Here is a 21,086-nt window from a genome sequence, read left to right as displayed (position 1 = left end):
GCTCCCTACGGTGCCCCGGCCCCCGTGGCCGGGGCATCCGCCTGTACGGCGGCCGGTGCGGCCGGGGCAGCGGCCCGCGCGGCCGGGGTGCCGGCCTGGGCGGCCGGGGTGCCGGCCTGGGCGGTGCTGGCCCGGACGATCAGCTGCGGTTCCACCGAGGCCGGTTCGGGCACGGCCGCCGGATCGGCGATGTGCCGAAGGAGGTGGGCCACGGCGAGCGTGCCCATCTGGCTGAACGGCTGGGCCACGGTGGTCAGGGACGGCGAGCAGTACTCGGCCAGCTCGATGTCGTCGACGCCGACCACGGAGATGTCCTCCGGTACCCGCCGGCCCAGCTCGTGCAGTGCCCTGATCGCGCCGAACGCCATCTCGTCGCTCGCGACGAACACCGCCGTGGCGTCCGGGATGCGGCCCAGGATCAGTCCGTTGCGGTAGCCGGAGGCCGGGGACCAGTCGCCCTCCAGCGGCGGCGGCACCGGGCGGCCCGCCTCCTGGAGCGTGCGGCGCCAGCCGTCCCGCCGGGCCGCGGCCTCCAGCCACTCCTCGGGGCCCGCGATGTGCCAGACGGTGTCGTGGCCGAGGTCCAGCAGATGGCGGGTGGCCAGCCGGGCGGCGAGCGCCTGGTCGATGGCGACCACCTCGGTGGCGTCGGTGCGCGAGCCGTCGATGGTGATGGTGGGCGTGGCCCGGGTGAGCTGCTCGATGCGCGGGCTGCTGTGGTTCAGCGGCACCGACAGGATGACCCCCTCGACGCCCTGGTCGGCCAGCCGGGACAGGGCGGCCTCGATGGCGGAGGTGTCCAGCGAGGTGGTGGTCGCCGTGCTGACCGCGTATCCGGCGGCCTGGGCGGCGTGCTCGATGCCGGAGGTGACGGCGGCCCGCGAGTAGAAGTCGGTCTGGAGGGTGACCACGCCGATGGTGCGGCTGCGCCCGGAGGAGAGCATGCGGGCGGCGTTGTTGCGCCGGTAGCCGAGCTGGTCCACCGCCGAGAGGACCTTGGCCCGCGTCTTCTCCTGCACGTTGGGGTGGCCGGACAGCACCCGTGACACGGTCTGCGCCGACACCCCGGCGACCCGGGCCACGTCCGCCATGCCCGGCGGCCGGCCCCCGCCGTCACTCCGCTTCGCCATGGGTTCCTTCCTCGTACCCCTCCTGCTGGGAGCCGATGATATCGCGCTCAGGCCCTGCCATCTGCTGTTTTCCCTGCTGGACACCAGACCGTCCCCACCTATTGGCATCGATAACATTCTCTGCCATAGTTTCGGCCATCAGCGCGTCGGCTCCCTGCGGGCCGCGTGTCGCATGCCGTGTGTGCGGCCTCGCGGAGGCATCTCCTCCGCTCCACCCCAGCCTTCAGGAGAAGCCGTGAAGCGATCCATTGCCCGAATTGCCGGGACCGCGGGAGCGATATGCCTCGCCCTCGTCACCACGGGGTGCGGAGGGTCCGGCTCCGGCTCCACCTCGTCCGACGGCAAGGGATCGATCACATTCTGGGGCTGGGCACCGGGGTACGCGGACGCCGTCGCCGCCTTCGACAAGAGCCACCCGGACCTCAAGGTCACCTATCAGGCGGTGCAGCCGGGCGCCAAGGGCGGCTACCAGAAGATGCTCAACGCCGTGAAGGCGGGCAACGCCCCCTGCCTGGCCCAGGTCGGCTACGAGACGCTGCCGAGCTTCGCCGCGCAGGGCGCCCTCAAGGACGTCACCCGGTACGCCACCGCCGACCAGGGCGACTACCAGCCGGCGGCCTGGAAGTCGGTGACGCTGGGCGGCGCGGTCTACGGCGCGCCCGTGGACACCGGCCCCATGGCGCTGTTCTACAACAAGAAGGTGTTCGACTCGCTCGGCCTCAAGCCCCCCACCACCTGGGACGAGTACCGGGCGGACGCCGAGAAGATCCACGCCTCCGACCCGCACCGCTACATCTCCTCGCCCTACCTCGACTACGACTACGCGGGACTCGCCTGGCAGACCGGCGCCGGATGGTTCGGCGTCAAGGGCGACGCCTGGCAGGTGACCATGGCGTCCGCGGCCAACAAGAAGGTCGCCGACTACTGGCAGGGCCTCGTCTCGGACGGGCTGATCAGCGGGGCCCCGATGTACGACCAGTCCTGGTACACCGGGATCGGCGACGGTGACATCGCGACCGTGGTCGGCGGGGTCTGGCAGGCCGGTGTCATCAAGGGCGGCGCGAAGGACGGCTCCGGGCAGTGGGCGGTGGCACCGCTGCCGCAGTGGACCAAGGGGGACACCCGCGTCGGGGACGCGGGCGGGTCCGCGACCGCGGTCCTCAAGGGCTGCGACAACCCCGAGGGCGCCTGGGAGTTCGCGCACTGGCTCGGCACCGACCGCGCGGCCTTCGGCGGCCTCGTCGAGAAGGCCGCGCTGTACCCGGCCGCCAAGAACCTGCTGGACCTCCCGCAGCTCAAGGGCGCCGACCCGTACTTCGGCGGCCAGAAGATCTACGACGTGTTCGCCGCCGCCGCGCCGCACATCGACTCCTCCTGGACCTGGGGGCCGCTGATGACTAAGACGGCCACCGACCTCGACGACGGCCTCGGCAAGGCGTGGGCCGGCAAGGGCACCATCGCCGGCGCGCTGCGCACCGCCCAGGACAAGACCGTCGACGAGATGAAGAAGCAGGGCCTGAAGGTCGCCCCGTGAACGAGTCCGTGATCGACGCGGCCGCTCCGGCGGCCGCCCGGGGCCGCCGGAGCGTGGGCGGCCCGCCGCCCACGGCGGCGCCCGCGCCCGCCGGGGCGCGGGCCGGGGCGCGGGCCGGCCGCTCGCGCCGCCTGGAGCCGCTGCTCTTCTGCGCCCCCTTCCTCGTCCTGTTCGCCGCGATGTACATCGCCCCGATCGTCTACGCGGCGGTCAGCAGCCTGTTCACCGTCCACCGCTCCGGACTGGGCCTGACCGCACCGACCAGGGCCTTCGACCCGCTCGGCAACTACAGCCGGGCGCTGGGCGACGGCGCGTTCCTCTCCTCGCTGGGCCGGGTCGCGCAGTTCGGCGTGGTCCAGGTCCCGGTGATGCTGGGCGCGGCCCTGGTCCTGGCGCTGCTGATCGACTCCCGGTCCGCCCGCGGCAAGGGCTTCTTCCGGCTGGCGAGCTTCCTGCCGTACGCCATCCCCGGGGTGAGCGCCGCCCTGGTCTGGTCGTTCATGTACTCCCCCCAGTCGAGCCCGGTCAACCGGCTGCTGCACCCGTTCGGCTTCACCATCCCCTTCTTCCACAGCGAGGTGGTGCTGTGGTCGGTGGCGAACATCGTCACCTGGAGCTGGGCCGGCTACAACATGATCATCATCTACGCGGCGCTCCAGTCGATCCCCGCGGAGGTGCTGGAGGCCGCCCGGATGGACGGGGCGTCGGCGGTGCGGACCGCCTGGAGCATCAAGATCCCGGCGGTGCGCGGCGCGCTGGTGCTCACCACCGTGTTCTCCATCATCGGCTCGGCCCAGCTCTACAACGAGCCGACCGTCCTGCAGCCGCTCTCCGACGGCTCGGTGTCCTCGGCGTTCACGCCGATCATGTCCGCGCAGAGCGCGGTCGCGGCCGGCAACTACCCGTACGCCGCCGCCCAGTCCGTCCTCCTCGCGGTCCTGGTCGGCGCCGTGTCGTTCGCGTTCTTCAAGCTGACCGGCCGGAAGGAGCAGGCATGAGCGCAGTGAGTGCGAAGGCGTCCCCGGTCCGCTCCCGGCGCGAGAGCCGTCCGGCGAGCCGGGTCACGGTGCTGGCGCTGCTCGGCCTGTCGGCCTGCTACTTCCTCTTCCCGCTGTGGTGGCTGCTGGTGTCGGCGACCAAGCCGTTCGGCGAGCAGTTCTCCGGCAGCGGCCTGTGGTTCCACGGCTTCGGCCTGTTCGACAACATCGCCCGGCTCGGCTCCCAGGACGACGGGATCTTCTGGCGCTGGATGCTCAACAGCGTCCTGTACTGCGGGCTGGGAGCGCTGCTCGGCACGGCCTTCTCGGCGCTGGCCGGGTACGCGCTCGCCAAGTACGACTTCCCCGGGCGCGGCGCGGTGTTCGGCCTGGTGCTGGCGGCGGTGCTGGTGCCCAAGGTGCTGTTCACGCTGCCGCTGTACCTGATGTTCTCCGGTGTGCACCTGATCGACAATCCGCTGGCGGTGCTGCTGCCCAGCGTGGTCAGCCCGTTCGGGGTCTACCTGTCCCGGGTGTTCGCCGCGCAGACGGTTCCCGACGAGGTGCTGGAGGCGGGCCGGCTGGACGGTGCGGGCGAGTTCCGCATCTTCCGGACCATCGGGGTGCGGATGATGCTGCCCGCCCTGGTGACGATCTTCCTGTTCCAGTTCGTGGAGATCTGGAACAACTACCTGCTGCCCGCGATGGTGCTCGGCGACGACCGGCTGCAACCTGTCACGGTGGGCCTGGTCGGCTGGAACGCCAGTCATGTCGCGGTGCCCCCGGCGCTGGTCGTCATCGGATCGCTGGTGTCCGTCGTCCCGCTTCTGATCGCCTTCCTCGCGCTCCAGCGGTTCTGGCGCGCGGGCATGACCGCCGGAGCCGTCAAGTGACCACTTCCGCCCCGTACCCCGCGGCCACCGCCCGGGCCGCCCTGACGTACACCGGCGGCACCCTGCTGCGGGCCGGCCGCCCGCACCGCGTCCTGGCGGGCTCGCTGCACTACTTCCGCGTCCGGCCCGAGCAGTGGGCCGACCGGCTCGGGCGCCTGGCGGCGCTCGGCCTGAACACCGTGGACACCTACGTCCCGTGGAACTTCCACGAGCGCACCCCGGGTGACGCCCGCTTCGACGGCCCGCGCGACCTGGCCCGGTTCGCTCAGCTGGCGCAGGAGCGGGGACTGGACGTGATCGTGCGCCCGGGACCGTACATCTGCGCCGAATGGGACAACGGCGGCCTTCCGGCCTGGCTGACCGGCACGCCCGGCATGCGGCTGCGCACCTCCTACGGTCCCTTCCTGGACGCGGTCGCACGCTGGTTCGACGAGCTGATCCCGCGGGTCGCCGCGCTCCAGGCCGGCCGGGGCGGGCCCGTGGTGGCCGTGCAGATCGAGAACGAGTATGGCAGTCACGGCGACGACCAGGACTATGTGCGCTGGGTGCGCGACGCCCTGGTGGGGCGGGGCGTGACCGAGCTGCTGTACACGGCCGACGGGCCGACCGCGCTGATGCAGGACGGCGGCAGCGTGCCCGGGCAGCTCGCGGCGGCCACCTTCGGTTCGCGTCCCGCCGAGGCGGCCGCGCTGCTGCGCTCGCGCCGGGAGGGCGAGCCCTTCTTCTGCGCGGAGTTCTGGAACGGCTGGTTCGACCACTGGGGCGAGCGGCACCATGTACGCTCCGCCGTCAGTGCGGCCGAGGACGTCGGCGGCATCCTGGACGCGGGCGGCTCGGTGAGCCTGTACATGGCGCACGGCGGCACCAACTTCGGGCTGTGGGCCGGCGCCAACCACGACGGTGAGCGCCTCCAGCCCACCGTCACCAGCTACGACTCGGACGCGCCGATCGCCGAACACGGCGCGCTCACCCCGAAGTTCTTCGCCGTGCGCGAGCGGCTGGCCGCGGTCGGCGGCACTCCCGGCGAGGTGCCCGCCGATCCCCCGCTGCTGGCTCCGCGCACCCTGGGGATCACCCGTGGGGCCGGGCTGCTGGACGCCCTGCGGTCGGCGGGCGAGCCGGTCCGGGCGCCGCTGCCGCTGAGCTTCGAGGAGCTGGAGCAGTCCTCGGGCCTGGTGCTGTACGAGGCCGCGCCGCTGCTGCCGCCGGGCCGCCACGAGCTGACCGTCACCGGGCTGCACGACCGCGCCCAGGTGTTCGCCGACGGGGAGCCGGTGGCCGTCCTCGACCGGGAGACCGGGTCGTTCACCGTGCCGGGCCGGGGCGAGCGGGTCCGGCTCGAACTGCTGGTGGAGAACCAGGGCCGGATCAACTACGGCCCGCTGCTCGGCCAGGGCAAGGGCATCCTCGGCGGCGTCCGCGTGGAGCGGCGGCTGGTGCACGGCTGGACCGTGCGCGGGCTGCCGCTGGACGAGTGGCGGCCCGAGGACCTCGCCCGGGCCGCTTCGGCCGCGCCGCCCGACGGCCGTGCGGGCTTCGCCACCGCCTCGCTGACCGTGCCCGGGCCGGCCGACACCTTCCTCGCGCTGCCCGGCTTCGGCAAGGGGTTCGTCTGGGTCAACGGCACCCTGCTGGGCCGCTACTGGGAGATCGGGCCGCAGACCACGCTCTATCTGCCCGGACCGCTGCTGCGCGCCGGTGAGAACACCCTCACCGTCCTGGAACTCGAACACTTCGGCGACCACCTCGCCCTGCGCGACCGGCCAGCCCTCGGACCGGCCGAGGAGTACGTCGAGACCTTCGACTGACGGGCAGCGGACGTCCGGCCGACGAGGGCGGAAAAAAAGGGGGGCACGACGGGGGGCCACAGACCGGACCGGTCCTGACACCGGTCCGCCGCACCGCACAGGAACCACACCCAGGGGGCCCGCGCACTGGGGCGCGGCCCCGTCCCGCAAAGGAGCACCTGTGTCAACTCACCGCAAGAGACTGGCCGTAGCGCTCGTCGCCGCGGTCGCCGCCACGGCGACGGCCGTGACCGGCTCCAGCGCGCTGGCCGCCCCCGCAGCTCCCGGAGCCGCCGCCGGCGACCCCGGCTACACCGTCACCGTCGACGGGAAGGGCACCTGGACCCAGCCCGACGACACCCCGGCCGCGCCCTACATCGACAAGGACGGCACCTTCCACTTCCAGCAGGCCCACTCCCTGTACGGCGCGAACGACAGCCGTGAGTGGACCTTCTTCACCGGCAAGGACTTCGACAGCGCCACCCGCGACACCGCCCTGAGCGACGCGGTGAACCCGGCCAACCCCGCCGACCGCAACGACGACACCACCTGGCGCTGCGACAACAGCCCCACCGGCCTCACCGCCAGCTACGCGCCCTCGGGTTCCGGTTACGCCCAGAAGAACTACTGCGACCTGGCGGGTGTGTGGGTCGACCCGGACACCGGCGACTGGTACGGGCTGGTGCACAACGAGTTCACCCCGCAGCCCTTCGGCGACGGCCTGCACTACGACGCGATCGACTACGCCGTCTCCACGGACCAGGGCAGGACGTGGACCATCAAGGACCACGTCATCACCTCTCCGTACAGCACCGAGCGCGGGGACACGGCGGCCTTCCCGCAGCAGACGTTCGACTACGGCGACGGGGACCCGCGCCTGTTCGTGGACACCGCCTCCGGCTACTTCTACGTCTACTACGGCTCGCGGATCGTGGACAAGGGCGGCAGCTGGAAGGCGTTCCACGCGCACGTCGCCCGCGCCCCGATCTCCGGGAAGATGGCGCCCGGCTCCTGGCAGAAGTGGTACGACGGCGCGTGGTCGCAGCCCGGTACGGGCGGCCGGGAGAGCAACATGGTGCCGGTCGACGCCACGCACCCCACCGGCTACACCCCGCCGGACAAGGAGTACGACCCGGCCAACAGCGGCACGGTGAGCCAGCAGGTCGCGGCGGGCAGGATGCCCGCCACCTCTCCCCTGTTCGTCATGGACATCACCTACAACGCCTACCTGGGCCTGTACATCGGTGAACCGCAGGGCGTGGACCAGAGCGGCAAGGCGCCGCAGCGGTTCTACGCCACCGCCGACCTGGCCGCGCCCAAGTGGCGGCTGATCGGTGACACCGGCAGCCTCACCAACGCCTCCTGGTACCGCTGGTTCCTCGACCCGGCGAACAGGACCAGTTCGAACATCGTCGGCAAGTCGTTCCGCTCGTACTGCTCCTTCGGCTGTTCGAACGGCTCGGCCGGCGAGTACGCGAACGTCACCATCGGCACCTCGGCACCGGCCGCCCCCGTCGACACGAGCCGGACCTACCGTGTCTCCAGCGGCGGCGGCCGTGTCCTGGCCCAGGTCTCCGGCGGCTCCGCGACCACCTCGGACGCCCGCGCGAACGGCTCCGCCCGGCAGTCGTGGATCTTCACCGGCAACGGTGACGGCTCGTACCGCATCGCCAACGCGGCCACCGGCGGCCTGCTCGGCGTCGGCTCCTCCGCCACCGCCCAGCGCGCCTGGGGCACCCGGCCCACCGTCACCGCGGCCGGGCCCGGCGGCGCCGGTGTCGGACAGCAGTGGTGGATCGTCCCCGGCACCTCCGCCGGCGGCGCCCCGAACGGCACGTACCGGCTGGTCAACCGCTACAGCGGCCTGGTGGTCGGGCTGTCCGCCGACTCCCGGCGGCCCGCGGAGACCACCCCGGTCCGCTTCTGGAACGCCGCCGGCAGCCCGGTCGGCGGTACGCGTACCGCGGCCGAGCAGACGCTGACCCTGACGCCCACCGGCCGGGTACCGGCCGCGCCGGACGGCACCCGCACGCTCGTCACCTCCGGCAAGGCACTGGAGACGCCCGGTCACAGCGCCACCGCCGGCACCCCGCTCGCCACCTGGACGGCGAACGGCGGCGCCAACCAGAGGTGGCGGTTCGCCCGGCAGGCCGACGGCACCTACGAGATCGTCAACACCGAGTCGGGGCAGTGCGCCGACGTCGACGGCGCGTCCCTCGCGGCCGGCGCCAAGGTCATCCAGTGGCCCTGCACCGGCGGTGACAACCAGCGCTGGGCGGTCAGGCGGCTGACGAACGGCGCCTCCACCGTCACCTCCGTGCACAGCGGACTGCTGCTCACCGCCGCGTCGGCGGGCAGGGGCGCCGCGGTGACCCAGGAGAGCGGCGGCACCTCGCACCTCCAGCAGTGGCGGATCCGCTGACGCCTACCGCTCCCGGGCCCCGGACGGCACGCCGTCCGGGGCCCGGTCCGGTCCGGGCGGCCCATCGGGGGTGTTTACGTCCCCGGCCGCCGGGTCACTCATCGGTACGACGGCAGGGGAGCATCCATATGATTCGTACAGCCGACATCCGCGAGTGGCGCAACCACGATGTGGTCGATGTGGAGGGCCACAAGATCGGTGCGCTGGAGGCGGTCTATGTGGACACCAGCACCGACGAACCGGCCATGGTCACGGTCCGCGCCGGGCTGCCGACGCGGCAGCGCCTGGTCTTCGTCCCCGTGGGCGACGCGGTCGTGGGGCCGGACTACGTGAAGGTCGCGCATCCCAAGGGCCTGGTCAAGAAGGCGCCGTCCATCGGCACGGACGACGTCCTGCCCGCCGAGCAGGAGGCGTCGATCTACCAGCACTACGACCTTCCCTACAGCCCCGGCGCCGGCGGAGAACGCCGCCTGGCCCGCCGCTGACCGATCCGTGGAGGTGCGCCCGGTATGGCTCTGTTCCTGTTCCTCATCCTCGTCGCCGTCGCCCTGGGCATCATCGGCGTGGTGGTCAAGGGCCTGTTCTACCTTCTGATCATCGGCATCGCGCTCGTCGTGGTGGATCTGGTCTTCATCGCCCTGCGCTGGTCCTCGCGCTCACGCCGGCGCGCCGCGCGCTGAGGCCGCTGACGCCGCCGGTCGCGTGCGCGGCGCGGGCCGGCGTCCCGTCGACCGAGGAGAAGAAGATGCCCATCGACACCGTCGAGCGGTTCCTCGCCGCGCTGGACCCCCACCACCGGGAGCACGTCCAGGGGCTGCCGCGCGAGGAACAGGAGAAGTTCGCCGCCGCCTGGGAGAAGGAACTGTGGCAGGACACCGACCTCGACACACTGAGCGAGCTGTCGCCGGCCGCGGCCGAGAGTGAGGCGGCGACCCGCGTGGCCAGGAAGCTCATGGAATAGCAGCTCATGGCACAGCGGCGGCCGCCGACGACGGTACGCGCCGGGCCGGCCGCTACGGGCCGGCCCGGCGTTTCGTGGTCAGGCCACGTCGAACCGGTCGAGGTCCATGACCTTGGTCCAGGCCGCGACGAAGTCCGTCACGAACTTCTCCTTGGCGTCGTCGCTCGCGTAGACCTCCGCGAGGGCGCGCAGCTCGGAGTTGGACCCGAAGACGAGGTCGGCCCGGCTGCCGGACCACTTGACCTCCCCGGTGGCCGTGTCGCGGCCCTCGAAGACGGTCGCGTCCTGGGCGGTCGACTTCCACTCGGTGCCGAGGTCGAGCAGGTTGACGAAGTAGTCGTTGGTGAGGACCTCCGGCGTGGTGGTGAGGACGCCGAGCTGCGACTGCTGGTGGGTGGCGCCCAGCACGCGCAGGCCGCCGACCAGGACCGTCATCTCGGGGGCGCTCAGGGTCAGCAGGTTGGCGCGGTCCAGGAGCAGGAACTCGGCCGGCAGCCGGTTGCCCTTGCCCAGGTAGTTGCGGAACCCGTCGGCGGCCGGCTCCAGGGCCGCGAACGACTCGACGTCCGTCTCCTCCTGGGCGGCGTCCACGCGGCCCGGGGTGAAGGGCACCTCGATCTCGAAGCCGGCCTCCTTGGCGGCCCGCTCCACGCCCACACCGCCGGCCAGCACGATCAGGTCGGCGAGGGAGACCCGCTTGCCGCCGCTCTGGGCGGCGTCGAAGGACTCCTGGACGCCCTCCAGGGCGCGCAGCACGGACGTGAGCCGGTCGGGGTCGTTGGCCTCCCAGCCGCGCTGCGGCTCCAGCCGGATGCGAGCGCCGTTGGCACCGCCGCGCTTGTCGCTGCCGCGGAAGGAGGACGCCGAGGCCCACGCGGTGGAGACCAGCTCGGACACCGTGAGGCCGGTGTCGAGGATCTTCGCCTTGAGGGCGGTGACGTCGGCGGCGTCGATCAGCTCGTGGTCGCGCCGCGGCAGCGGGTCCTGCCACAGCAGGGTCTCGGCCGGGACCTCGGGGCCGAGGTAGCGGGCGACCGGGCCCATGTCGCGGTGGGTCAGCTTGTACCAGGCGCGGGCGAAGGCGTCCGCGAACTCCGCGGGGTTGTCCAGGAAGCGCCGCGAGATCTGCTCGTAGACCGGGTCGGAGCGGAGCGAGAGGTCGGTGGTGAGCATGGTCGGGGCGTGCCGCTTGCCCGGGTCGTGGGCGTCGGGCACGGTGCCCGCGCCGGCGCCGTCCTTGGGCCGCCACTGGTTCGCGCCGGCGGGGCTCTTGAACAGCTCCCACTCGTAGCCGAACAGGGTCTCGAAGAAGGTGTTGTCCCACTGGACGGGGGTGGGCGTCCAGGTCACCTCCAGACCGCTGGTGATGGCGTCGCCGCCCTTGCCGGTGCCGTAGGTGTTCTTCCAGCCGAGGCCCTGCTGCTCCAGCGGGGCGGCCTCGGGGTCGGGGCCGACGTTGTCCGCCGGGCCGGCGCCGTGCGTCTTGCCGAAGGTGTGACCGCCCGCGATGAGGGCGACGGTCTCCTCGTCGTTCATCGCCATCCGGCGGAAGGTCTCGCGGATGTCGCGGGCCGCGGCGATCGGGTCCGGGTTGCCGTTGGGGCCCTCGGGGTTGACGTAGATGAGGCCCATCTGGACCGCGCCGAGCGGGTTCTCCAGCTCGCGGTCGCCGGTGTAGCGCTCGTCGCCGAGCCAGGTGGTCTCCGGGCCCCAGTAGACGTCCTCCTCGGCCTCCCACACGTCGGCGCGGCCGCCGGCGTAGCCGAAGGTCTCGAAGCCCATGGACTCCAGGGCGACGTTGCCGGCCAGGATCAGCAGGTCGGCCCAGGACAGGTCGCGGCCGTACTTCTTCTTGACCGGCCACAGCAGGCGGCGGGCCTTGTCGAGGTTGGCGTTGTCGGGCCAGCTGTTGAGCGGGGCGAAGCGCTGCTGCCCGGCGCCGGCGCCGCCGCGGCCGTCGCTGATGCGGTAGGTGCCCGCGCTGTGCCAGGCCATCCGGATGATCAGCGGGCCGTAGTGGCCGAAGTCGGCGGGCCACCAGTCCTGCGAGGTGGTCAGCACCTCGGCGATGTCCCGTTTCACGGCGGGCAGGTCGAGGCTGTTGAACGCCTCGGCGTAGTCGAAGTCCTCACCGAAGGGGTTGGCCACGGCCGGGTTCTTGGCGAGGATCTTCAGGTTGAGGCGCTCGGGCCACCACTGGCGGTTCCCGCCGCCCTGCGTGGGGTGCGCCGCGCGCCCGTGCGCGACCGGGCAGCCGCCACCCGCGTCGTCCGTCTTGGGATCGGTGACGATGGCCTCGTGGTTCTCGGACATGGGAATCCTTCCGGACTGGGCGGAACACGGTGCTCAGGTGGTGCGCGCGGTGGAACAGGCGGGGCACAGGCCCCAGTAGATGACCTCGGCCTCGTCGATGGAGAAGCCGTGGTCGGCGGACGCGGTGAGACAGGGCGCCCGGCCGGTCGCGCAGTCCACGTCGGCGACGGCACCGCACGACCGGCACACGACGTGGTGGTGGTTGTCTCCGACGCGGCCCTCGTACCGGGCCGGGCTGCCGGCCGGTTCGATACGGCGGACGAGTCCCGCGGCGGTCAGGGCGTGCAGGGCCTCGTACACGGCTTGCAGGGAGACATGGCCCACCCGCTCGCGCACCCCGGAGGCGATCGCCTCCACGCCGAGGTGGTCACCGGCGCGGACGGTCTGCAGCAGGGCGACGCGCGCGGCGGTGACCCGCAGGCCCGCGCCGCGCAGCTCCTCGGCGGTGGTGCGGGGCCGGTCTGCGGTCATGGGGCAGAACCTACCGCCGTAAACACGAATGATTCAAGAAAACGAATGGTCAAACTCTGGTGACGATGTGGGGGCGCACACACGTGGTGCGCGGCCGGGAGCGGCCGCGCACCATGTCGTCCGGTGGGAGTCAGCCGCCCAGGGCCGTCAGGACCACCTGCTTGGCCTCGTCCTGCACCTGGCGCAGGTGGCCGGGGCCGCGGAAGGACTCCGCGTAGATCTTGTAGACGTCCTCGGTGCCGGAGGGGCGGGCGGCGAACCAGGCGTTCTCGGTGGCCACCTTGATACCGCCGATGGCGGCGCCGTTGCCGGGCGCCTCGGTGAGCACGGCGGTGACCGGCTCCCCGGCGAGCGTGTCGGCGGTGACCTGCGCCGGGGAGAGCTTGCCGAGGCGGGCCTTCTCCTCGCGGGAGGCGGGCGCGTCGATCCGGGCGTAGGCGGGTTCGCCGAAGCGCTCGGTGAGGGCCGTGTAGTGCTGGGAGGGGGTCTTCCCGGTGACGGCGGTGATCTCGGAGGCGAGCAGCGCCAGGACGATGCCGTCCTTGTCGGTGGTCCACACCGAGCCGTCGCGGCGCAGGAAGGACGCGCCGGCGGACTCCTCGCCGCCGAAGCCGAGCGAGCCGTCCGTCAGTCCGTCCACGAACCACTTGAAGCCGACGGGCACCTCGACCAGCCGGCGGCCGAGGTCGGCGGCGACGCGGTCGATCATGCCGGAGGAGACCAGGGTCTTGCCGACGCCCGCCGCCGCGGGCCACCGCTCGCGGTGGGAGTACAGGTAGGAGATGGCGGTGGCGAGGTAGTGGTTGGGGTTCATCAGCCCGGCGTCCGGGGTGACGATGCCGTGCCGGTCGGCGTCGGCGTCGTTGCCGGTGGCGATCTGGAACCGGTCGCGCTGCTCGATCAGCGAGGCCATGGCGTACGGCGAGGAGCAGTCCATGCGGATCTTGCCGTCCCAGTCCAGCGTCATGAACCGCCAGGTGGGGTCGGTGAGCGGGTTGACCACGGTCAGGTCGAGGCGGTGCTGCTCGGCGATGCGGCCCCAGTAGGCCACGGACGCGCCGCCCAGCGGGTCGGCGCCGATCCGCACGCCCGCGTCGCGGACCGCGTCCAGGTCGAGCACGGCGGGCAGGTCGGAGACATAGCTGCCGAGGTAGTCGTGGCGGCCGGTGCCGGGGGCGGCGAGCGCCTGGGTGTACGGGATGCGCCGTACGTCCTTCAGGCCGCCCGCGATGATCTCGTTGGCCCGGTCCTGGATCCAGGAGGTGGCGTCCGAGCCGGCCGGTCCGCCGCTGGGCGGGTTGTACTTGAAGCCGCCGTCGGCGGGCGGGTTGTGCGAGGGCGTCACGACGACGCCGTCCGCCAGGCCCGCGGCGCGGCCGCGGTTGTGGGTGAGGATGGCGTGCGAGACGGCCGGGGTGGGGGTGTAGCCGTCGGCCGCGTCGATGAGCACGGAGACGTCGTTGGCGGCGAACACCTCCAGCGCGGTGACCTTGGCGGGCTCGGACAGGGCGTGGGTGTCCGCGCCGAGGAAGAGCGGGCCGTCGGTGCCCTGGCGGGCGCGGTACTCGCAGATGGCCTGGCTGGTCGCGGCGATGTGGTCCTCGTTGAACGCCGCTGTGAGCGACGAACCGCGGTGCCCGGACGTCCCGAACGCCACCCGCTGGCCGGGCTCGGCCGGATCGGGGTGCAGCGCGTAGTACGCGGTCACCAGCCGGGCCACATCGATCAGCTCCCCGGGCCCGGCCGGCTTGCCCGCTCGTTCCTGCTGCATGACACCCATCTCCTCGTCTTCGGTCCTGTGTCCGCTCGCGATCTCCATCTTCCCCCGGCCGGGGCAGGGCGGCGCACCGCCGGGTGGCGCCGGGCGGGAGGGGCCAAGGGCACGGGGGCGCCTCAGCAGGGGCTGCGCGCGGGGCCTTCGCCGGTCCGTCGCCGGGCCTTCGCGGAAACGGCGGCCCACCGGAGACGAGGCCGGGCGGACCGTGCGGTGCCGGGGCGGGCGGGCCGTGCGGTCGCGGAAGCGGTGCCGCGGCCCGGCGCCGGGTCAGCGGGCGCCGGGCGGCCGGGCGGTCATCGGCCGGGCACGCTGTCGGACAGCGCGGCGCCGCCCAGTTGCTCGAACCGCTGCTGGACGTTGGCCGCGAAGGCGTGCGACTCGGTGCCGCCGTAGCCCTGCCCGGTGGTGTTCATCGCCACCGTGAGGACACCCTTGAAGGGGGCGCTCGGGGAGGTGCGGACCGGGGTGCACAGGAAGTCGTAGTCCTGCGGGGTCGGGGAGTCGTACGTCCGCAGCGAGGCGTGCGGCACCGTGGTCGGCCGGCCGGTGCGCAGGGCGTCGTCCATCGCGCTGAAGACACCGACCCGGTCCAGTCCGGGCAGCACGCTGCGGCCCAGGCTGAACTGCGGCACCCTGCCGAAGGCCTGGCCCTGCTTGCCGTTGGCGTAGCGCAGCAGGTGCTCGGGGCCCTCGGTGAGCATGATGGGGAAGGGCGCGCCGTCGAACACCGCGAACAGCTCCTGCTGCTGGGCGAGGAGGCTGTCGCGCAGTTTGAACTCGGACAGCAGGGTCTCGGTGAGTTCCCGCATGCCCTGCCTGAGCTGGCGGTCCCAGGCGCGGGGCTTGAAGTCGGCGACGCACACGGTGCCGAGGATCATGCCGGTGTTGTCGCGCAGCGGGGTGCCCAGGTAGGAGCGCACGCCCAGGTCGTTGACGAGGGGGTTGCCCTTGAAGCGCGGGTAGTCGAAGACGTCCTCCAGGGCGAGCTGGGACTGCTGGGCGACCACGTGCGGGCAGAAGCCGTAGTCGCCGGGGGCCTCGCGGGCGAGGTTGCTCAGGTCGAAGGGGACGCCGCCGCCCACGATCTCCACGGGGTCCTCGGGGGACCCGGTGGGCACGAACATGCCGCGGAACATCTGGCGTTCGTCGTTGATGAAGTTGACCATGGCCAGGGGCGCCTGGGTGAAGGTGGCCGCGAGTCGTGCTACCCGGTCGAACGTGGCTTCCACATCGACCGTGTTGAGACCGAGAATCCTCAGCCGGTGGGTCCGCTGTTCGCCTGCGGCACGGTGCTGTTCGGGTGACAGGGGTTCCATGGGGTCAGATCAAAGCAGAGATCCGGCCCGGCCGGATCACCACTCCAGGTCATTTCCGCACCACCTGTATCCCGGGCAACAAGCGTGCGCCGGGGCGCATTTGGGGGCGTGTACGTGAGTCGGGCGGCGCCCGACCAGAGAGTCTGTCCGAAGTTTTCAATGTTTCCACCCTGGACCGATCACTTCACGTCATTCTTGGAACGCGCATCGGACGTAAACGATTTTGCACCCGACAATCTTGCGGGGGGCGCGCTGTGGCGACACGGGAACATCCGGTCCACGACGACACAGGATGCTCGAATATTTATTCGAACTTTCGGGGTGGTGAGACGGGTGCACGGCCCGCGCCGTCTGCCGTGATCCGGCGGTCCGGGTGAGGCGGGCGTCAGCTGCCCGGACGCGGCGCGAGATCCCGCCCCGCGCGACCCGCGGGCACGACGGACCACCGCACACCCCGCCGTCCGGCCCCCACGCCGTCCCCGCACCCGGGACGGTGTGCCGTGCCGGAGGCAACTGCCGCACGCGTGGGACGAGTTGCGATGGGGCAAAGTCAGCTACGCCACGGTGCAGGGACCGTGCGACGTATGAACGGAGTGCTTTCATGGACAGGTCCGACGTGGATTCCCGGTCGGTCGCGGTGATCGGCATGGCCTGCCGCCTGCCCGGGGCGAGCACGCCCGACGAACTGTGGGCCGTGCTGCGCGATGCCCAGGACACCACCGGTGAGACGCCCCGGGAGCGGTACGACGTGGACGCGCTCCACTCCCCCGATCCCCGGCCGGGGCGCATAGCCGCCCGCCGCGGCGGCTATGTCGCCGGGGTCGACGACTTCGACGCCGGCTTCTTCGCCATGTCCGCGACCGAGGCCGCCGAACTCGACCCGCAGCAACGGCTGCTGCTGATGACGGCCTGGGAGGCGCTGGAGGACGCCGGGCAGTGCCCCGACGCACTGGCCGGCGGCCGGTCCGCCGTCTTCGTCGGCAACACCCGCGCCGACCACCTGGAACTCTCCCTGCGGCGCGGCCCCGAGACGGTGACGGCGGCCCAGCTGAACAACTTCCGTTCGCTGCTGCCCGCCCGCCTGTCGCACTTCTTCGACTTCCGCGGCCCCAGCGTCGTCGTGGACACCGCCTGCTCCTCCTCACTGGTCGCCGTGCACCAGGCGGTGCAGAGCCTGCGGTCCGGGGAGAGCCCGCTGGCGCTGGCCGCGGGCGTGAACCTGGCCCTGCGGCCGGACGAGGGCCTGGTCCTCTCCCACGCCGGCGCGATGGCGGGCGACGGGCGCTGCAAGTTCGGCGACGCGGGCGCGGACGGCTACTCGCCGAGCGACGCGGTCGCGGTCGTCGTGCTCAAGCGCCTGCCGGACGCCCTCGCGGACGGCGACCGGGTGCGCGCCGTGATCCGGGGCAGCGCCGTCGGCAACGACGGCCGCACCAGCGACACGGTGCTCCATCCGTCCCTCCAGGGCCAGGTGGACGTGTTGCGCTGGGCGTACGAGGACGCGGGCGTGGACCCGGCCGACGTCGACTACGTCGAGGCGCACGGCGCCGGCTCGCCGGCCCTGGACCCGCTGGAACTGCGCGCGCTGGGCGAGGTGCTCGGCGCGGGCCGCCCCGCCGGCCGGCCGCTGCTGGTCGGCTCCGTCAAGACCAACATCGGCCACGCGGAGGCCGCCGGCGGCCTGGCCGGCCTCCTCAAGACCGTGCTGTGCCTGGAACACGGCCAGATACCGGCCAGCCTGAACCTGGGCACCCCGCGCCCGGACGTCGACTGGGCCGCGCTGCCGCTGGTCCTTCCGGCCGAGCTGCACGACCTGCCCGTCCTCGGCAGGCCCGCCGTCGCCGGGGTCGGCGGCCAGGGCTCCTCGGCGCTCAACGCCCACGTGGTGCTCCGCCAGGCCGCACCACGGGCCGTGCCCGCCGCGCCGTCCGGGCCCGAGCCGGAGGGCACCGTCCACCTGCTGGCGATCTCCGCGCACAGCCCCGCCGCCCTGACGGCGCTGACCGAGGCGTACGCCCGCTACCTGCGCCCGGGCGGCGAGGGCGGCGCGTACGCGCTGCGCGACATCTGCCACAGCGCGGCCACCCGGCGCCGCCACCACGCCCACCGCGCCGCCGTCGTCGGCCGTACCCACGAGGAACTGGCGGCGGCGCTCACCGGCGGCCCGGAACCGGCCGGGCACCCGCTGCGGGCCCTCGCCGAACGCTATGCCGCGGGCGGCGACCCGGACCTGGCGGCGGCCTTCCCCGAGCCGGGCCGGTACGTCCCGCTGCCCGGCTACCCCTGGCAGACCCGGCGCTACCGGCAGGGCGAGGAGCACCACGGCGCGGGCGCCGGGCCCGACGGGGACGACCTGGCGGCCTGGGTGCTGCGCGAGCACGCCCGCACCCGCTTCGACGACGCCTCCGCCCTCACCGACATCGGCATCGACTCCCTGGCCAGGCTGCGGATCGTCGTGGAACTGGCCCGGCGGAGCCGGCGGGAGGTCGACCCCGAGGAGTTCGGCCGGCTGCGCACCGTCGGTGAGCTGCGGCAGTGGACCCGGGCGCTGGAGGCGGCGGCCCGGTGAGCACGGAGTCCACCCTGTACGGCTGGTTCGCCCGCTCGGCCGCCGCGCACCCCTGCGCCCCGGCCCTGGAGGTCGCCGGGGAGCGCCTGACCTACGCCGAGCTGCGGCAGCAGGCCGAGCGGCTCGCCGCCCGGCTGGTCACGGCGGCCGGCGGCACCCCGCCGCGCCGGGTCGGGCTGCTGGCGGCCCGCTCGGTCACCGCCTACGCCGGCTATCTCGCCGCGCTGCGCACCGGCGCGGCCGTGGTGCCGCTCAACCCCGAGCACCCCGCCGCGCGGACCCGTGAAGTCGTCGCGGCGGCCGGCCTGGACGTGGTCCTGGCCGAACCCGGCTCCCCGGCCCCGGACCTCCCGGTACCCGTCCACGTCGCCGACCCGGACGACACCGTGTCCGCGCCCGCGTCCCAGGGCTCCTTCCGGCAGGCGGAGCCCGACGACATCGCGTACCTCATCTTCACCTCCGGTTCGACGGGCGCCCCCAAGGGCGTGCCGGTGCGGCACCGCAACATCTGCGCCTATCTGGAGCGGATCGCCGGCCGCTACGGCATCGGGCCGGGCAGCCGCCTCTCGCAGAACTTCGAGCTGACCTTCGACGGCTCCGTGCACGACCTGTTCGTCGCCTGGGCGGGCGGCGGCACACTCGTCGTCCCGGCCCGCGCCCAGCTGATGTCACCGGTGAGGACGGTCAACAGCCTGCGCCTGACGCACTGGTTCTCGGTGCCCTCGCTGATCACCTTCGCCTCCCGCCTCGGCACGCTCGCCCCCGGCAGCATGCCGACACTGCGGTGGAGCGTCTTCGGCGGCGAGCCGCTCACCCTCCAGGCCGCCCGCGAATGGCGCGCCGCCGCTCCCGGCAGCCGCCTGGAGGTCCTCTACGGCCCCACCGAACTGACCATCTCCTGCACCGGGTACCGGTTCCCCGACGACCCGGCCCACTGGCCGGACACCCCGAACGGCACCGCACCGATCGGATCCGGCCATTCCGGCCTGGATCTGGTGCTGCTCGACGAGGACGGCCGGGCGGCCGGCACCGGGGAGCTGTGCGTGCGCGGCCCGCTGCGCTTCGACGGCTACCTGGACCCGGCGCACGACACGGGCCGCTTCCTCACCGACACCTTCGGCCCGGCCCGCGGGGGACCGCCCGGTCCGGGCCACTGGTACCGGACCGGCGACCGGGTCACCCTGTGCGAGGGCCTGCTCGTCCATCTGGGACGGACCGACCATCAGGTCAAGATCCGCGGTCACCGCATCGAACTCGGCGAGATCGAGGCCGCGTTGCGGGGCGAGCCCGGAGTGCGGGACGCGGTCGTGGTCACGGTGCCCGCCGGGGACGGCGAGCCGGAGCTGCGGGCCGCGATCAGCGGCCCGGGCTGCGTCCCCGACCGGCTGTACGCGGCGCTGGTCGAACGGCTGCCGCCGTACATGATGCCCAGCCGGATCACGGTCCTGGACCGGCTGCCGCTCAACCCCAACGGCAAGATCGACCGCCGGGCCGTACGGACCGAACTCGGGCACCCCCACTGACCGCCCGCACCCCGGCGCCACCCCCCTTCATCCTCCGACACCGGCCCCTCCCCACACCCCCCCGACACCGACCCGTCCACCGACACCCCCCACCCCCCTCGTCCACCGACCCCGACCCTTGTTGTGAGGCTCCGCATGTACGACGCCATCGTGGTGGGGGCGCGCTGCGCCGGCGCACCCGCCGCCCTGCTGCTGTCCCGCGCCGGGTACCGCGTCCTCCTGCTCGACAAGGCGGCGTACGGCACCGACACCCTCTCCACCCACCTCATCCACCAGCCCGGCGTCGCCGCGCTCGCCCGCTGGGGCCTGCTGGACCGGGTCCGCGCCTCGGGCTGCCCGCCCATCGGGCACGCGGTCTACGAGGTCGCCGACATCCACATCGAGGGCTGCGCCCGGGGCGTGGAAGGGCAGCGCGCGGGGTTCGCGCCGCGCCGCCACGTCCTGGACACCGTCCTGGTGGACGCGGCCGTCGCGGCGGGCGCCGAGTACCGCGACCACTGCCGGGTGACGGGACTGCTGCGGGACGGCACCGGGCGGGTCGTCGGCGTCGAGGGCCAGGTCACCGGCGGCGAGGACGCCGGGGACGGCCGCGCGTTCACCGAACGGGCGCGCCTGGTGATCGGCGCCGACGGCATGCGCTCGTCCGTCGCCCATCTGGTGGACGCCCCGTACACCGTCCGCGATCCGCGGCTCACCTGCGCGTACTACACGTACTGGCGGGACGTGCCCGCCGACCTGGAGCTGTACGAGCGGCCGGGCGGCTGGGTGGCCACGGTGCCCACCAACGACGCGGCGACGCTGGTGCTGGCCTACTTCCCGCAGTCCCGCTTCACCGAGGTCCGCGCCGACGCGTACGGCGCCTACCGGGAGCAGATACGTACCACCGCCCCGGCCCTCGACGAGCGGCTGGCCGGGAGCACGCCGGCCGAGCGGCTGCACGGCACCGGCGACCAGCAGAACTTCTTCCGGCGGGCGGCGGGACCCGGCTGGGTGCTCCTGGGGGACGCCGCCCACCACAAGGACTCCATCACGGCACGCGGCATCAGCGACGCCTTCCAGCGGGTGGAGGCGCTGGTGGCCGCCGTGGCCAGGCCCCTGGACGGAGATCCGGACCGGCTGGACGCCGCGCTGGCCCGGTTCGCGGACGAGGGGGTGGAGCGCCTGATGCCGGGCTACGAGGCCACGCTGGGCGCCGCCCGCCTCGACCCGCACGCGCAGCGGCTGTCCCTGCTGCGGGCCGTGCAGTCGGACCCCGAACTCACCGCCATCTACCTGGACGTGGTGGCCGGCATCGTCCCGGCGAGCGCCCTGTACACGCCGCGGCTGCTCGCGCTGCTGTGAGCCGGTCACGCGCGGCGGCCCGGACCGCACCGGACCTCGGCCGGTCCTCGATCGCCTCGTCAACTCGGGTGA

16 protein-coding genes are annotated in these 21,086 nt (G+C 73.1%); 11 read left to right on the top strand and 5 right to left on the bottom strand.

Annotated features, from left to right (window positions below; all coding sequences use genetic code 11):
• Positions 1-5: 5 nt before the first annotated feature.
• Complete coding sequence (locus ABZ858_RS06225; protein WP_361373215.1) at positions 6-1,130, bottom strand: LacI family DNA-binding transcriptional regulator; 1,125 nt, start codon at positions 1,128-1,130, stop codon at positions 6-8.
• Between the two features lie 235 nt (positions 1,131-1,365).
• On the opposite strand from ABZ858_RS06225, the gene ABZ858_RS06220 reads away from it, so the two are divergent.
• From ABZ858_RS06220 to ABZ858_RS06185, 8 genes are all read left to right on the top strand, one after another.
• Positions 1,366-2,664, top strand: a complete 1,299-nt coding sequence (locus ABZ858_RS06220) for a sugar ABC transporter substrate-binding protein (protein ID WP_361373213.1) — start codon at positions 1,366-1,368, stop codon at positions 2,662-2,664.
• Entirely contained in the window at positions 2,661-3,662 is a 1,002-nt protein-coding gene (locus tag ABZ858_RS06215; RefSeq protein ID WP_361373211.1) for a sugar ABC transporter permease, read from the top strand. The genes ABZ858_RS06220 and ABZ858_RS06215 overlap by 4 nt, the downstream gene beginning before the upstream one ends.
• Entirely contained in the window at positions 3,659-4,534 is an 876-nt protein-coding gene (locus tag ABZ858_RS06210) for a carbohydrate ABC transporter permease (RefSeq protein ID WP_361373209.1), read from the top strand. The genes ABZ858_RS06215 and ABZ858_RS06210 overlap by 4 nt, the downstream gene beginning before the upstream one ends.
• On the top strand, positions 4,531-6,342 hold the full coding sequence (locus ABZ858_RS06205; RefSeq protein WP_361373207.1) for a glycoside hydrolase family 35 protein: 1,812 nt from the start codon (positions 4,531-4,533) through the stop codon (positions 6,340-6,342). Before ABZ858_RS06210 ends, ABZ858_RS06205 begins: the two co-directional genes overlap by 4 nt.
• 160 nt (positions 6,343-6,502) lie before the next feature.
• Entirely contained in the window at positions 6,503-8,743 is a 2,241-nt protein-coding gene (locus ABZ858_RS06200; RefSeq protein ID WP_361373205.1) for an RICIN domain-containing protein, read from the top strand.
• A gap of 128 nt (positions 8,744-8,871) precedes the next feature.
• A complete protein-coding gene (locus tag ABZ858_RS06195) occupies positions 8,872-9,228 on the top strand; it encodes a PRC-barrel domain-containing protein (protein WP_361373203.1) in 357 nt (118 codons plus the stop codon).
• Between the two features lie 24 nt (positions 9,229-9,252).
• The gene (locus ABZ858_RS06190) at positions 9,253-9,423 is read left to right on the top strand and encodes a hypothetical protein (protein ID WP_361373201.1); all 171 of its coding nucleotides are present in this window, start codon (positions 9,253-9,255) and stop codon (positions 9,421-9,423) included.
• Positions 9,424-9,488: 65 nt separating this feature from the next.
• Entirely contained in the window at positions 9,489-9,704 is a 216-nt protein-coding gene (locus ABZ858_RS06185; protein WP_361373199.1) for a hypothetical protein, read from the top strand.
• A 78-nt stretch (positions 9,705-9,782) separates the two neighbouring features.
• On the opposite strand, the gene katG is transcribed toward ABZ858_RS06185, so the two are convergent.
• The 4 genes from katG to ABZ858_RS06165 form a co-directional block, all read right to left on the bottom strand.
• Positions 9,783-12,017: a catalase/peroxidase HPI gene (gene katG / locus ABZ858_RS06180; protein ID WP_361373197.1), complete on the bottom strand. Its 2,235-nt coding sequence runs from the start codon at positions 12,015-12,017 to the stop codon at positions 9,783-9,785.
• Positions 12,018-12,050: 33 nt separating this feature from the next.
• Positions 12,051-12,488: a Fur family transcriptional regulator gene (locus tag ABZ858_RS06175; RefSeq protein WP_361373195.1), complete on the bottom strand. Its 438-nt coding sequence runs from the start codon at positions 12,486-12,488 to the stop codon at positions 12,051-12,053.
• A 130-nt stretch (positions 12,489-12,618) separates the two neighbouring features.
• Positions 12,619-14,259 (bottom strand): phosphoglucomutase (alpha-D-glucose-1,6-bisphosphate-dependent), encoded by a 1,641-nt coding sequence (gene pgm / locus ABZ858_RS06170; RefSeq protein WP_361373193.1) that lies wholly within the window; start codon positions 14,257-14,259, stop codon positions 12,619-12,621.
• Between the two features lie 299 nt (positions 14,260-14,558).
• Complete coding sequence (locus ABZ858_RS06165) at positions 14,559-15,581, bottom strand: GAF domain-containing protein (protein WP_361373191.1); 1,023 nt, start codon at positions 15,579-15,581, stop codon at positions 14,559-14,561.
• Positions 15,582-16,182: 601 nt separating this feature from the next.
• Here ABZ858_RS06165 and ABZ858_RS06160 point away from each other — a divergent pair.
• The 3 genes from ABZ858_RS06160 (at position 16,183) to ABZ858_RS06150 (ending at position 21,014) form a co-directional block, all read left to right on the top strand.
• Entirely contained in the window at positions 16,183-18,150 is a 1,968-nt protein-coding gene (locus tag ABZ858_RS06160; protein WP_361373189.1) for a beta-ketoacyl synthase N-terminal-like domain-containing protein, read from the top strand.
• Positions 18,147-19,673 carry an amino acid adenylation domain-containing protein gene (locus ABZ858_RS06155; protein ID WP_361373187.1) on the top strand — a complete coding sequence of 509 codons (1,527 nt, stop codon included), beginning with the start codon at positions 18,147-18,149 and terminating at the stop codon, positions 19,671-19,673. Before ABZ858_RS06160 ends, ABZ858_RS06155 begins: the two co-directional genes overlap by 4 nt.
• A gap of 135 nt (positions 19,674-19,808) precedes the next feature.
• Positions 19,809-21,014: an NAD(P)/FAD-dependent oxidoreductase gene (locus ABZ858_RS06150; protein WP_361373185.1), complete on the top strand. Its 1,206-nt coding sequence runs from the start codon at positions 19,809-19,811 to the stop codon at positions 21,012-21,014.
• The last annotated feature ends 72 nt before the right edge of the window (positions 21,015-21,086 follow it).

It is taken from the genome of Streptomyces sp. NPDC047017, assembly GCF_040644175.1.
Lineage (GTDB): Bacteria > Actinomycetota > Actinomycetes > Streptomycetales > Streptomycetaceae > Streptomyces.
Note: the sequence above shows the minus strand (reverse complement) of the source record. Positions and strands in the feature narration are given on the sequence as shown.